11 protein-coding genes are annotated in these 13,196 nt (G+C 74.1%); 6 read left to right on the top strand and 5 right to left on the bottom strand.

The genetic code is table 11. From position 1 onward, the window contains the following. Positions 1–14: 14 nt before the first annotated feature. The 4 genes from ACWGKQ_RS02245 (at position 15) to ACWGKQ_RS02230 (ending at position 4,531) form a co-directional block, all read left to right on the top strand. Complete coding sequence (locus tag ACWGKQ_RS02245) at positions 15–458, top strand: GPW/gp25 family protein (protein WP_181806072.1); 444 nt, start codon at positions 15–17, stop codon at positions 456–458. 5 nt (positions 459–463) lie between these two features. Continuing rightward, on the top strand, positions 464–2,425 hold the full coding sequence (locus ACWGKQ_RS02240; protein ID WP_453289945.1) for a putative baseplate assembly protein: 1,962 nt from the start codon (positions 464–466) through the stop codon (positions 2,423–2,425). A 28-nt stretch (positions 2,426–2,453) separates the two neighbouring features. Beyond that, positions 2,454–3,014 (top strand): phage tail protein, encoded by a 561-nt coding sequence (locus ACWGKQ_RS02235; RefSeq protein ID WP_453289944.1) that lies wholly within the window; start codon positions 2,454–2,456, stop codon positions 3,012–3,014. A 446-nt stretch (positions 3,015–3,460) separates the two neighbouring features. Beyond that, positions 3,461–4,531: an NADase-type glycan-binding domain-containing protein gene (locus tag ACWGKQ_RS02230; protein WP_453289943.1), complete on the top strand. Its 1,071-nt coding sequence runs from the start codon at positions 3,461–3,463 to the stop codon at positions 4,529–4,531. Between the two features lie 37 nt (positions 4,532–4,568). Here the strand turns inward: ACWGKQ_RS02230 and ACWGKQ_RS02225 are convergent, their stop codons facing one another. The 4 genes from ACWGKQ_RS02225 to ACWGKQ_RS02210 all read right to left on the bottom strand — a co-directional run bounded on the left by ACWGKQ_RS02225 (position 4,569) and on the right by ACWGKQ_RS02210 (position 7,709). Beyond that, complete coding sequence (locus ACWGKQ_RS02225; protein WP_453289942.1) at positions 4,569–4,940, bottom strand: dihydrodipicolinate reductase C-terminal domain-containing protein; 372 nt, start codon at positions 4,938–4,940, stop codon at positions 4,569–4,571. A gap of 206 nt (positions 4,941–5,146) precedes the next feature. Then, positions 5,147–6,094: a glycoside hydrolase family 26 protein gene (locus tag ACWGKQ_RS02220; RefSeq protein WP_453289941.1), complete on the bottom strand. Its 948-nt coding sequence runs from the start codon at positions 6,092–6,094 to the stop codon at positions 5,147–5,149. An 85-nt stretch (positions 6,095–6,179) separates the two neighbouring features. Further along, positions 6,180–7,133 (bottom strand): peptidoglycan DD-metalloendopeptidase family protein, encoded by a 954-nt coding sequence (locus ACWGKQ_RS02215; protein ID WP_453289940.1) that lies wholly within the window; start codon positions 7,131–7,133, stop codon positions 6,180–6,182. Between the two features lie 108 nt (positions 7,134–7,241). After that, positions 7,242–7,709: a MarR family winged helix-turn-helix transcriptional regulator gene (locus tag ACWGKQ_RS02210; RefSeq protein ID WP_453289939.1), complete on the bottom strand. Its 468-nt coding sequence runs from the start codon at positions 7,707–7,709 to the stop codon at positions 7,242–7,244. 97 nt (positions 7,710–7,806) lie between these two features. Here ACWGKQ_RS02210 and ACWGKQ_RS02205 point away from each other — a divergent pair, with 97 nt between their 5' ends. Both ACWGKQ_RS02205 and gndA read left to right on the top strand, forming a co-directional pair. Continuing rightward, entirely contained in the window at positions 7,807–8,772 is a 966-nt protein-coding gene (locus ACWGKQ_RS02205) for a quinone oxidoreductase family protein (protein ID WP_453289938.1), read from the top strand. A gap of 79 nt (positions 8,773–8,851) precedes the next feature. After that, positions 8,852–10,291, top strand: coding sequence for an NADP-dependent phosphogluconate dehydrogenase (gene gndA / locus ACWGKQ_RS02200; protein ID WP_453289937.1), 1,440 nt, complete (start codon positions 8,852–8,854; stop codon positions 10,289–10,291). 328 nt (positions 10,292–10,619) lie between these two features. Here the strand turns inward: gndA and ACWGKQ_RS02195 are convergent, their stop codons facing one another. After that, on the bottom strand, positions 10,620–13,196 hold the full coding sequence (locus ACWGKQ_RS02195) for an FtsX-like permease family protein (protein ID WP_453289936.1): 2,577 nt from the start codon (positions 13,194–13,196) through the stop codon (positions 10,620–10,622).

Genomic DNA, 13,196 nt, shown 5'->3' with positions numbered 1-13,196 from the left:
CGGGTGCGGGGCTGATGGCAGAGCAGTTCGTCGGCTCCGGCTGGTCGTTCCCGTTGCGGATCGGACCCACCGGCGGCATCGCCCTGGTCAGCGGCGAGAAGGAGGTGGAGGAGGCCATCCGCCTCATCCTCTCCACGGCCCCGGGCGAACGCCCGATGCGGCCGGAGTTCGGCTGCGCCATCCACGACCTCGTCTTCGCTCCCGTCAACGAGCAGACCGCCGGCCGTATCCAGCACGAGGTGCACGCCAGCCTCGACCGCTGGGAGCCGCGGATCGAGGTCGAGGACGTCGAGGTCACCACCGGCGCCGACCCGAGCGTGCTGATGATCGACGTCCGCTACTCGATCCGCGGCACCAACAACCCGCGCAGCCTGGTCTTCCCCTTCTACGTCATCCCCTCCCACGACGAGCCGGACCTGCCCCCCGCCTCCCCGGACTCCTCCGAAAGCGACCGCTGATCCCGATGGCCCTGCCCTCCCCGAACCTCGACGACCGCCGCTTCCAGCAGTTCGTCGACGACGCCAAGCGTTACATCCAGCAGCGCGCCCCGGAGTGGACCGACCACAACGTCTCCGACCCCGGCATCACGCTGGTGGAGACGGTCGCGCACATGGCCGACCAGATCGTGTACCGCCTCAACCGGGTCCCGGAGAAGAACCACCTCGCCTTCCTGGACCTGGTCGGCATCACGCTGTTCCCGCCCTCCGCCGCCCGCACGGACGTGACGCTCTGGCTGTCGGCGGCCCAGGAGGACCCGGTGCTCGTGCCGGTCGGCACCGAGGTGGCGACCCGCCGGACCGAGACGCAGGAGGCGGTGGTCTTCGCGACCGAGCGCGAACTGACCATCGTCCCGAGCGAGTTGCGCTACCTGCTGCGGCAGCGGCAGGGCTCGGCCGTCGTCGACCTCACCCACGAACTCGCCGAGGGCAAGGACCTGTCGTGCTTCACCGAGTCCCCGAACCCCGGTGACTGCATGCTGCTCGGCCTCTCCGCCGCCGTCCCGCACTGCGCGGTCGCCCTGGACCTGGACAGCCGCGTCGACGGTGTCGGCGTGGACCCGCGGCAGCCCCCGCTGGTGTGGGAGGCGTGGACGGAGGACGGCTGGCGGGAGTGCGAGGTCGACCGGGACGGCACCGGTGGCCTGAACCGCCCCGGCGAGGTCGTCCTGCACGTCCCCGGCGGCCACGTGCTCTCCCGCAACGGCGGCCTGGAGGCGAGCTGGCTGCGCTGCCGGGTCACCGAACCCCACTCCGACCAGCCCTTCTACACCACCTCCCCGACGATCCGGTTCGCCGAGGCCTGCACGGTGGGCGGCACGACCGGCGCCGTGCACGCGGAGACCGTGGAGGACGAGGCGCTCGGCGAGTCCACCGGCCTGCCCGGCCAGCGCCTGCGGCTCGCCCACGCCCCCGTCGTCGGGGACAGCCCGCCGCTCCTCCTCCAGACCGCCGAGCACGACGGCGCGGGCGGCTGGGTGGACTGGCAGGTCGTCCCGCACTTCGCGGCCTCGGGACCGTACGACCGGCACCTCACCCTCGACGCGACCACCGGCGAGATCGCCTTCGGCCCCGCGGTCCGCGAACCGGACGGCTCGCTGCGCCAGTACGGCGCGGTGGCCCCGAAGGGCGCGGTCGTCCGGGCCCGCCGCTACCGCACCGGCGGCGGCCGGGACGGCAACGTGGCCCGCGGGGCCGTACAGATCCTGCGCTCCTCCATCCCGTACGTCGCGGAGGTCGTCAACCGGGAGGCCGCGCGCGGCGGAGTGGACGGCGAGACGGTCGCCGAGGCGAAGGTCCGCGCCCCGATCACGCTGCGCGCCCAGGAGCGGGCGGTGACCCTGCGCGACTACGAGGAGCTGGCCCGCCGCGCCGCCCCCGAGACCGCCCGGATCACCTGCCTGGAGGGCGAGGAGGGCGAGCACGGCTCGTACGCGGTCCGGGTCCTGGTGGTGCCGCAGGCGGTCTCCGACCCGGGCGGCCGGCTCCGCTTCGAGCAGCTCGTCCCCGGCGACGCCCTGCTCGACCGCATCACCCGCTACCTGGACGAACGCCGGCTGATCGGCACCCGGCTCGCGGTCGGCCCGCCGTTCTACCAGGGCGTCACGGTCGTCGCCACCGTGCACGCCTTCCGCGGCGTGGACGTCGACCGGGTCCGCCGCCAGGCCCACGACGCCCTCTACCGCCACCTGGACCCGCTGACCGGCGGCGCGGACGGCAAGGGCTGGCCGTTCGGGCGCCCGGTGCAGTCCGGTGAGATCTTCGCGGTGCTGCAGCGCGTCCCCGGTGTCGAACTCGTCGACGAGGTCGTCCTGCACCCCGCCGACCCGCTCACCGGCAAGCGCGGCGACCCGACCGACCGCATCGACCTGGACGCCCCGTCCCTGGTCTTCTCCTACGACCACCGGGTGAGGGTGATCGGCGAATGACCGGCAACAACCCGACCGGAGGCCTCCGTTGAGAGGGTCCATCGACGGCCTCGGCTCCTCCGTCCCCATCGGCCGCATGCTCCCCGCGGTCTTCGCCGACGACGACCTCGCGCTGCGCTTCGTCGCCGGCCTGGACGACGTGATCGCCCCGATCCCGAACGTCCTCGACTGCCTGCCCAGCTACTTCGACCCGGCGCTGGCTCCGCTGGACTTCGCGGAGTGGCTCGGCACCTGGGTCGGTGCCGAGACCGACGGCACGGAACCGGAGCCGCTGCTCCGCGCCGCCGTGGCCGCGGCCGCCTACCTGCACCGCATCCGGGGCACCCGCTGGGGCCTGTCCGAGGCGGTCCGGCTGGCCTTCGGCGTGGCACCGGAGATCACGGAGAGCGGCGGCGCCGACTGGAACGCCCGCCCGCTGGGCCCCTTCCCCGGCACCCCCCGCCCGCACCTGCACGTCCACCTCACGCTCCCGTCCCCCACTTCGGCCGACGAGGTCCGCCTGGAACACCTCGTGGCCGCCGCCCGCCCCGCTCACATGCCCTACACGGTCCAGGTGACCGCGTCCGCCGAAAGGACCCCGCAGCGATGACGACCCACCGGAACTGCACGGAGTGCGGCACGGTCGCGGAACCGGGCCAGTCCTTCTGCGACGCCTGCGGAGCGGTGCTGAGCTGGACCGGCACCAGGGAAGAGCCCCGCCAGACCCCCGCCCCCGCCTGGGACGCCTTCACCCGCAGAGACGGCGCCACCGGCCTCCCCCAACGCACACCCCCCCTGGAACCAGCAACAACAACAGCCCCCCGCGCCGACATGGAAGCCCCGGCAACGACAGCACCCCGCCAGTCCCACGGCGCCACGGAACCAGCGGCAACGCCAGCGCCCCGTCAGGCGCACGGCGACATGGAACCAGCGGCAACGCCAGCGCCCCGTCAGGCGCACGGCGACATGGAACCAGCGGTCACGACAGCGCCCCGTCAGGCGCACGGCGACATGGAAGCCCCGGCCACGACAGCGCCCCGTCAGGCGCACGGCGACATGGAACCAGCGGTCACGACAGCGCCCCGTCAGGGGCGCGGGGAACTGCGCGACCAGCCCCCACTCACCGCCACCGCACCCACAGCCGAAACCACCCCGATCCCCACCCCGCACCCCGCTCCCGAACCGGAACCGCACCCCACACCCACCCCCACCACCGACCCGAACCCCGATCACGACCGAGCCCGCCGCCTCCTCATCCCCGTAGGGGACCCGGAACCGGCCCCCGCACCCCCCACCGTCGCCCCCGTCCTCCCCGGCCGCCCCACCCCCCAACGCCCCGCCTCCGTCCGCGCCCCCGGCGAAGACCTCGGCGCCCACGGCGGCACCCCCTGCCCCTGGTGTGCCACCCCCAACCGCCCCGACCGCCACTTCTGCACCCGCTGCGCCATGCCCATGGCCGGCCACCCCGGCACCGCCGCCTCCGCCCCCCGCCCCTGGTGGCGCCGCATCCTCGACTTCCGCCGCAGAGAGACCCCCTGGGCAGGCGACCGCCCCCGCCTCCGCCGCACCTTCGACCGCGTGCTCACCTGGATCGTCGCCGCCGTCGTCCTCACCGGCGTCACGGTCCTGGCGGTCAACACGCCGAAGGCGATCAGCGCCACCCGCGACCACTTCGCCAAGCGCGCCCAGGTCTCCCCGGACAGCTACCGCGCCTCCCGCTCCTACGCCGGCCACAAGCCGGACCTGCTCTTCGACAAGCTGAACAACACCTGGTGGGGCCCGGGCATCGTCGGCGGCGGCGAGGGCGAGTGGATCGAGGCGCACTTCGACGAGCCGACCCGGCTCCTGAACGTCGTCATCACGTCCGGCGAGTCCACCGAGAACGACCAGCTGAAGAAGTCGGCCCTGCCGCACCGCCTGAAGGCGACCATCAAGACCGCCGACGGAAAGACCGAGACCCGCGAGCTGACCCTCGACCAGACGGCCGGCGGCCAGCCCCGCGACCTGCGGGCCGCGGACGTCGTCTCCGTCCGCTTCACGATCGAGTCGTCGTACCGGGCGCCGGGCCGCACCCAGGTGGCCATCGCCGAGATCGAGTTCTTCGGCCCGTCGAGCGCGAACTCCTAGCCGAGCGGTTGGGAAGAGAGGCGGTCCGCCACCCGCGTCATCCGCCCGCCCCGAACAGGAGCGTGTCCAACCCGCGCACAAGGCCGATGTGTTCGGTCACCCTCGCAGCGGCCAGCAGGGTCCCGTCGACGTAAGGCGTGGCGTCCGGTCCGGCATCGTGCCGCATCGTGAGCCGCTCGCCGGGCAGCCCGAACATGATCTCGACGCTCAGTGTGTAGCCCGGCAACCTGACGCTGTGCACCTGTGTCGCGGACACCGACGCGCCGCGCGCTCCCGGGACACCCCCGGTGTCCGCGAGGGCGACGTCGATGCGCGGCTCGTGCACCTCGGCGAGGCGTTCGGCCGGCCGCGTGACGTCCCGCCGGGCGCGTCCGCCTTCGTGGAGTCCGCGTACTCCACGATCTCCCACGTCGGCAGATGCTCGGCGGCGAGCAGCCCCGCGGCGGCTCTCGCCACCGCCGACCCTGTCCAGCCCGTCGCCCCGGCGATGCACAGACGTATGAACGGATGCAAGAGTGCATGCAAGGTGGGCCATCCCGCCGCCGCGGTCAACGGGGGAACTCCGCGGCCGCCGGTCGCGGGCCGCGTCCGAAGCCCGGCTCCGGAACCGCTCGCCTAGCCCTTCATCAGGGACCGGTACACGGCCGTGGACCTGGGGTTGCCCCGGCATGTCCACACGCCGTGCGGGCAGTAGTCGGTGATCGTCTGGTAGAGCGGCCGGTTGCTCGCGAACCAGGCCAGCATGCCTCGCAGGTACGCCGGATCGTCCCCGTTCTCGTATAGCCCCCACTCGGGGTACGAGACCGGTTTGCCGTGGGTCCGGGCGAAGTCGACCTGGGCCCGCAGCCCGTACGGCTCGGTGACCTGCTCGGTGAAGGGCATCCCCCGCGGGGTGTCGTACGCGTCCATCCCCAGCACGTCCACGAACCCGTCCCCCGGGTAGCACGCGGTCCAGGGGACGGCGTCCCGCCCCCGGTTGGGCGCGAAGTCGAACCGGAACCGGGCGCCCGGCACCGACCGCATGGCCGTCACGATCCGCCGCCAGTACGCCCGCCAGGCGGCGGGGTCCGGTCCGCAGCGATGGGTGTAGGTGTCCCCGTTCATCTCCCAGCCGAGCACGACGACGGTGTCCGGCGCGCCGACCGCGACCAGCCGGCGGGCCAGCGTACGGAAGTGCACGTCGTACGACCCCCGTGCCCCGAGCTGGAGTTGGCGGCGCACCTCGGCGTCCGGGACGTGCGCCTCGGTGTGTTCCAGCATCGGCACGTTGAGGACGAGGAGCCGGTCGGGTTCGGCCCGCCGCCACCGGGCCCACAGCCGTACGAAGTCCGGGGCGCCCTCGATGTTCCGCCACACGTCACCGGGCAGGTAGGTGTGCCCGACCCGGGGTTCGTCACGCAGCCAGCTCCCGAGCGCCGCCACCCGCCGCACCCCGTCCGCGCCGTACCCGACGTACGCCCCGAACGGCCCGGGTGCGGCGGGCCGCGGGGTCTCCGGCCGGGAGACGGGCAGCAGCAGGAGGGCGACCAGCGCGGCCACCCACAGGAACCTCAGACGTGCCATGGAAGGCAGTCTGGCCGTTCCGCGCACGGGGGCCACGCTATGTGGTCATACCGTGACCCTGCGCGCTGCCCTCGTGGTACCGGCTTCACCGTGGCATCGGGTTCCACCGTGCCATCGGGTTCCACAGGGTCGTCGGGTCGGTCGTCGGATCCCAGGGCGCCATCGGGATCCACTGCTTCGCCGGGAACCTCGGTGGCGTCGAGTTCCCTTGTCGCGCCGGCTTCGCCCGTGGCTTCGGCTTGGCCGGTGTCCTCGCCGGTGTCCTCGCCGGTCGGACGTGTCGCGTCGACGTGGTCCGCGCCGGGGCGACCGGTCCGGCGCCGCCGGCCGACGGCGCCGCACTCGGGGTCGCGGTGACCGGGGTGCCGCTCGGGGTCGGATGCGGGTGTTCCGGGGACACCGGTGCGGGCACGCGTACGCCGTGGTGCCGCAGCCACGTCAGCGGCGGCACCGCGGAGCCCAGGTGCGGGGTGGTGCGGACCTCGAAGTGCAGGTGGGGGCCGTCCGCGTTGCCGGTCGCACCGGCCGCGCCGATGCGCTGGCCCGCCGAGACGCGCTGGCCGGGGCGGACGTTGATGACGGACAGGTGGGCGTACTGGGTGTAGTAGCCGTCGGGGTGGTGTAACACGACCTGGTTGCCGAAGCCGTCGCCGCAGGACGCGGTCACGACCCGGCCGGGGCCGACGGCGTACACGGGCGTGCCGGCGTCGACGGCGAAGTCCTGGCCGGTGTGCCGGTGTTTCCACAGGTGTCCCTTGGCCGCGTAACCGGCGGAGAGCCGGTAGTGGACGGTGGGCGCGGTCCAGTGGGCGGTGCGATCGGAGTGATCCGCGCGGTCCGTGTGAACCGTGTGACCGGTGCGACCGCCGCCGTCGGTGCGGTCGGCTCCGTCGCCGCGGTCGGCGGGCGGTGGGCTGCTGGGGGAGCCGAAGGCGCAGTGCCCCGGGAGTTCGTCGGCCTTGGCGGGCGTGGTGAGGAACGCGCCGGTCAGGAGGAGCACCAGCGCGGCGGTGAAAAGTCGTAGATCATCCGTTCGCATCTTCGGATCCTCTGACGACCGGCTCGCCGGTCGGCGGCCCCACGCGCCCGGCGCCATGACTTTCGCCTGTTCGGATGATCGGCGGCCGCGCCCGCCCCGGTCGCCGGACTAGACCGGGGTGTGCTGGTTGACCAGCGCGCTCGCGAGCAGCGAGAGCCGGGTGCGCTGGGCCTCGGTGAGGTGGGCCGCGAGGTCCAGGATCTGCCGCTCGGCGAGCACCTCGCACTGCCGGGCCAGGCGCTGCCCCTCCGGGGTGATCGACACCAGGAGGCTGCGCCGGTCGTGCGGTGCGGGGGTGCGGCGGACCAGGTCCCGGCGCTCGGCGCGGTCGACGAGGCCGGTCATGCTGGACTTGTCCAGGCCGAGGTGGTGGGCGAGTTCCTGCATGCCGGGCGTGCGGTCGCGCAGTACGCCGAGCAGCCGCAGCTGGACGACCGACAGCCCGTGTTCCGCCGCGACCTTCCCGAGCGCGCCCTGCACCAGGAACGACAGCTGGGCGAGGCTGTCCACGAGTCCCAGGTCCTCGACGCGCTGGTCCGCGTCCCCCGCCGGTTCGGAAGATGGCTTGTTCTGCATGGGCCCCATCCTACGAGCATTAGTACGTGGTCCCAACTAATTGACTTGGTACGTGGCACCAACTAATTTGGTTGGTGCCACTAACTAAGGAGTCGTCATGCACGCTGCTGTCGTCCGTTCATTCGACCGCCCGCCGCGCTTCGAGGAGTTCGCCGACCCCGAGCCGGGCGAGGGCAAGCTGACGGTGGAGGTGATCGCCGCCGGTCTGCACCCCCGGGTCCGCTCCGGTGCCGACGGCACCCACTACACCAGCGACGGCCGCCTCCCCCTGATCCCCGGCGTCGACGGGGTGGGCCGGCTGCCCGACGGGCAGGTCGTGTACTTCGTGGCCGACGACGGGGACCCCGGCACCATGGCCGAGCGGACCGTCGCCGACCCGCGCCGGGCCGTCCCGCTGCCCGACGGCGCCGACCCGGTGACCATCGCCGCGGCGATGAATCCGGCCATGTCCTCCTGGGTGGCGCTGCGCCGCCGGATCACCTTCCAGCCCGGACAGGGCATCCTCGTCCTCGGCGCCACCGGCAACGCGGGCCGGATGGCCGTACAGATCGCCCGGCACCTCGGCGCCGGCCGGATCGTCGCCGCCGGCCGCGATCCCGAGCGCCTGGAGCTGCTCGGCGGTCTCGGCGCCACCGACGTGGTCTCCCTGGCCGGCGACCCGGACAAGGCCGACACCCGGCTCGGCGAGGCCGCCGCGGACGTCGACGTCGTCCTCGACTACACCTGGGGCACCCCCACCGAGCGCGCCCTCCCGGCCGTCGTCACCCGCCGTACCGACCGCAGTGCCGCGCTGGACTGGATCCAGATCGGCTCCATGGCCGGCCTGGAGATCACCCTCCCCTCCGCCGTGCTGCGCGCGGCGAACCTGCGGCTCATGGGCAGCGGCCAGGGCTCGGTCACCGCCCGCGGCATCGTCGCCGAACTGCCGTCCCTGATGGCCGAACTGACCCGGGGCACCCTCACCGCCGACGCCCGGCCGGTGCCGCTCGCCGACGTCGAGGGGGCCTGGACCGCCCCCGTCGAGCCGGGCCGGCGCCTGGTGTTCACCACAACCCCCAGGTGATCGTCCCGGAACTGAACGCCCGCCCGCCGTCCGCCCGTACCTCCGGACACAGCAGGCGTCCCCAGAACGGAGTCCCCCCGTGAACGCATCCGCAGCCATCGGCGTGACCGGCCTCGGCGTGATGGGCCGCAACCTGGCCCGGAACTTCGCCCGGCACGGCTACCCGGTCGCCGTCCACAACCGCACCCCGGCCCGCACCCGCGCGCTGATCGAGGAGTACGGCAGCGAGGGCGACTTCGTCGGCGCCGAGACCGCGGCCGAGTTCGTCGCCGCCCTGGAACGCCCCCGCCGCCTCATGATCATGGTCCAGGCGGGTGCCGCCACCGACGCCGTCATCGACGAGTTCGTGCCGCTCCTCGAACCCGGTGACATCGTCATCGACGGCGGCAACGCCCACTTCGCCGACACCCGCCGCCGTGAGGCCGCGCTGCGCGAGAAGGGCCTGCACTTCGTCGGGGTGGGCGTCTCCGGAGGCGAGGAGGGCGCGCTCAACGGGCCGTCGATCATGCCGGGCGGGTCCGCGGAGTCGTACGCCGTGCTCGGGCCGATGTTCGAGGACATCAGCGCGAAGGTGGGCGGCGAGCCGTGCGCCACGCACGTCGGCGCGGACGGCGCCGGGCACTTCGTGAAGATGGTCCACAACGGCATCGAGTACGCCGACATGCAGCTCATCGCCGAGGCCTACGACCTGCTGCGGCAGGTCGGCGGGTACGCGCCGGCCGAGATCGCCGACATCTTCCGGGAGTGGAACGGCGGCCGCCTCGGCTCCTACCTCATCGAGATCACCGCCGACGTCCTCGCGCACGTCGACGCCGACACCGGCGCGCCCTTCGTCGACGTCGTCGCCGACGCGGCCGGGCAGAAGGGCACCGGGCGGTGGACCGTGCAGACCGCGCTGGACCTGGCCTCCCCGGTCACCGCGATCGCCCAGGCGACGTTCGCGCGTGCCGCGTCCGGCCGCCGTGAACTGCGCGCCGCGTACGCCGGGTTGCCCGGCGGCACCACACCCCCGCTCAGCGCCACCGAGGCCGACCGCTTCGCCTCCCGCGTCGAACACGCCCTGTACGCCTCGAAGGTCATCGCCTACGACCAGGGCTGGACGATGATCCAGGACGCGGCCGCCGAGTACGGCTGGAAGATCGACCTCGGTGCGGTGGCCCGGATCTGGCGGGGCGGCTGCATCATCCGCGCGTCCTTCCTGGACCGCATCCGCGCGGCCTACCGGGCCGACCCGGACCTCGTCAGCCTGCTGGCCCAGGAGGAGTTCGCGAGGGAGATCGCCGACGCGCAGGTGCCGTGGCGGGAGACGGTCGCGTCCGCGGCCCGCCGGGGCATTCCCGTCCCCGCGTTCTCGGCGGCCCTCTCCCACTACGACACGCTCCGCGCCGACCGACTCCCCGCGGCCCTCCTCCAGGGCCAACGCGACTACTTCGGCGCCCACACCTACGCCCGCATCGACAAAGAGGGCACCTTCCACACCCACTGGGCGACCGAGGGCCGCCCGGAAACCGAGGGCTGAGCAGGCTTTTAGGGGCGCGGGGCTGCATCTGATTCGCGGCTGCCGCCGCGGGGCGCGTCCAGCCGTCCGACACCCACCGGATGAGCTCCGTAAGGGGTGCGGGGCTGTATTTGTATTGCGGCTGCCGCCGCGGGGCGCCCCCAGTTGTCCGGCACCGTGCGGATGAGCCCCGTAAGGGGCGCGGGGAACTGCGCGGCCAGCCACGATGACGGCGCAGCCGATTGACGACGGATCGCGGCACTCTCGGACCGCCATTCCGTTCAGTGTCGACTGCGGGTGCGCCGTGGCTTGTCGCGCAGTTCCCCGCGCCCCTCAAAGACGGGGCGCTTCAGGCACCCACCCTGACAGCCTCGGCCGGCGGCACCCGCAACGCGCGTCGCGTCGGCAGTTCTACCGTCACGTACGCAGTCATCACCACCGTCGCCGCAGCCGCCGGCAGCAGCCACGCCGGGCCCGCCGGCCAGGGGCGGGAGAGGAAGCCCTCGCCCAGCAGGGCCAGCGGCACCGCGGACAGCGCCGCGCCCGAGGCCAGCGCGGCCGCCGCGATCACCCCGGCTTCCCTGCGCATCATCGCGAGGATCTGTCTCGGCGTGGTACCGACCAACCGCAGCGCGGCGATCTCCGTGCGGCGCTGGGCCGTCGCCGCGACCAGCCGGTTGGCGATGCTGAGGAGGAGATAGCCGAGCAGGACGACGATGACGGCGAGGTTCACCCACACCTCGGGCGGGGTGTCCGCGCCTGCCTCCGGGGCCGTGTCCGACAGGGTGAGGCCGGGGTGGGCGGCGGTCAGTGCGGTGAGCCCGCGCTCGGCGGTGGCCGTGCCGTCGGTGCGGACCAGGACGCTCTGGTCGAGCCCGGACGTGGTGTGCCCGGCGGCCAGGTCGTGGGAGAGGACGACCGGGCCGAAGCCGAGCCCGCGGTCGTAGACGGCCACCACCTTCGCCTCGACGGGTGCGCCGTCGCCGAGGAACAGCCTGACGCGGGCGCCGAGTCCGGCGTCGCGCGGGCCCGCCACCTCGCTGCTGACGGCGACCGTGGCGCCGGTCAGGCCGGTGAGGCCGCCCCGTATCACACCCAGGTCGAGAACGTCCCGCGCGGCGGGCGTGAGGACCAGCGCGGCCGCGGACTCGGTCTCGGTGTCGTCGAACATGCGGTACGGCCACACGACGGTGGTCGTGCCGACGGGAGCCGCCGCCCGTACCCCGGGCAGCCGTCGTACCTCGGCGAGCGAGTCCGTCGGCAGTCCGCCGAGGGCGGCCGCGCTCAGCCGGTACTGGCCCAGTGTCCCGGTACGGGTGTCGTCCGAGGTCGCGGCCAGCACGGTGGTCTGCGCGAGCGTGTACGTCAGCACGAACACCACCGCCATGGCGAGCGGGCTGACCACCCCGGTGACGCGCTGCGCGTACGCCCGGATGTTGGACAGGGCCAGCCAGGTCGGCGCGGACACCCCGGGGCGCAGCCGTCGTACGACCGCTTCCCCCGCCGCCCGGACCAGCGCGGGGCCGGCCAGGGCCAGGCCGATCGCGGCGACGATGCCCGCGATGGAGGTGGCGGAGGCGCCGATCGCGGTGCGCTGCAGGAGCGGGGTGACGGACAGGGCGCCGGAGGCCGCGATCAGGAGCAGGCCCGCGGCCGTGCGGGGGCGGGAGGGGGCGCGGGGCTCGCTGCGGGACTCGGCGACCGCCTCGGTGGCCGGCATCTTCGAGGTGCGCCAGGCCGCGCAGCGGGCCGCGGTCCGGACGGCCGCGACCAGGAGGAGGACGGTGGCCAGGGCCGGGAACGGGCTCAGGGTGAGGGGGAGTAGGCCGGGGAGGACGCCCCGGTGCACGAGCAGGGTGCGGAAGCGCTCGGCCAGCAGATAGCCGAGGGCGACGCCCGGGACCAGAGCTACGGCGGCCACGGCCGTCGACTGGGCCGCCGCCAGCCGCCGGATCTGCCGCGGGGTCGCGCCGACGGCCCGCATCAGCGCCAGGTCGCGGCGCTGCCCGGCGATCGCCACGCCCAGCGCGCCGGTCGTCACGAACCCGGTGATCAGCAGGACGATCCCGGCGAGGGAGCCGGAGAGGAGGACGAGGAGGGAGCGGGCGGATCCGACGCCGGGGGCCACGGCCGTACCGCGGTCGGCTCCGGTGAGCACCTTCAGACCGGTTCCGGCGACCGCCTCGCGCACCGCCGACGCGACCCGGTCCGTGGCGCCGGGCCGGGTGCGGAGGCCTATGAGGTCGACGGTGCCGGCTCGCGCGGCAGCGGTGCGGGTGGCGGTGGCCGGGGCACCGGCCGTCTTCGGTCCGCTGGCCGGGGCGGCCAGTTCCGCCGCCCTGGCATCCGCGAAGTAGACGCCGGCGTCCGGGGCGTGGACCAGCGCCGAGACCCGGTAGGCGGTGGCGGCGCGGCCGTTCGCGCTGACGCGGACGCGGTCGCCGACGGACAGGCCGGTCGTCGCGGCCACCGCCACCTCGGCGGGCGCCGACGGGGCCGTGCCCTCGATCCGGGCGGCGGCGAGCAGCTTCGTCGAGGACCAGCCGTGCCCGGCCGCCGCCGGGTCCTGGCCGGCGGCGACCGGGAGCAGGCGGCCGTCCGCGTCCGTCACGGCGGCCGGGAAACCGAGGTCGCCGACCGCGAGGGTGACACCCGGCAGCTTCGCCAGGCGGGCGGTGAGGCCGGCCGGGACCGTGGCCCGCTCGGGCAGCGCGATCGGCAGGTCGCCGGAGACGTGGTACTCCTGGTCGGCGGCGACCACGACGTCCGCGCCGCCGAGGCGGCCCGGGGGCAGCTGGGAGCGGAGCCCGGACTCGGCCAGCACCCCGGTGGCGGTGATCAGGGCGGCGCCGCCCAGCACCGCGCAGGCCACCGCGAGCAGCGAGGCGATCCGGTGCGCGGCCATCCGCAGGGCGAAGTGGAACAT

Source organism: Streptomyces sp. NPDC054770, from assembly GCF_053611985.1.
The sequence above is the reverse complement of the archived record's forward strand: the minus strand, read 5'-3'. Positions and strand labels throughout refer to the sequence as shown.

What these genes read in the sequence shown, in the direction of transcription:
- ACWGKQ_RS02245 (WP_181806072.1), top strand. Translation starts at nt 15, where the DNA reads ATGGCAGAGCAGTTCGTCGGCTCCGGCTGGTCGTTCCCGTTGCGGATC.
- ACWGKQ_RS02240 (WP_453289945.1), top strand. Translation starts at nt 464, where the DNA reads ATGGCCCTGCCCTCCCCGAACCTCGACGACCGCCGCTTCCAGCAGTTC.
- ACWGKQ_RS02230 (WP_453289943.1), top strand. Translation starts at nt 3,461, where the DNA reads ATGGAACCAGCGGTCACGACAGCGCCCCGTCAGGGGCGCGGGGAACTG.
- ACWGKQ_RS02220 (WP_453289941.1), bottom strand. Translation starts at nt 6,094, where the DNA reads ATGGCACGTCTGAGGTTCCTGTGGGTGGCCGCGCTGGTCGCCCTCCTG.
- ACWGKQ_RS02215 (WP_453289940.1), bottom strand. Translation starts at nt 7,133, where the DNA reads ATGCGAACGGATGATCTACGACTTTTCACCGCCGCGCTGGTGCTCCTC.
- ACWGKQ_RS02210 (WP_453289939.1), bottom strand. Translation starts at nt 7,709, where the DNA reads ATGCAGAACAAGCCATCTTCCGAACCGGCGGGGGACGCGGACCAGCGC.
- ACWGKQ_RS02205 (WP_453289938.1), top strand. Translation starts at nt 7,807, where the DNA reads ATGCACGCTGCTGTCGTCCGTTCATTCGACCGCCCGCCGCGCTTCGAG.
- ACWGKQ_RS02195 (WP_453289936.1), bottom strand. Translation starts at nt 13,196, where the DNA reads ATGTTCCACTTCGCCCTGCGGATGGCCGCGCACCGGATCGCCTCGCTG.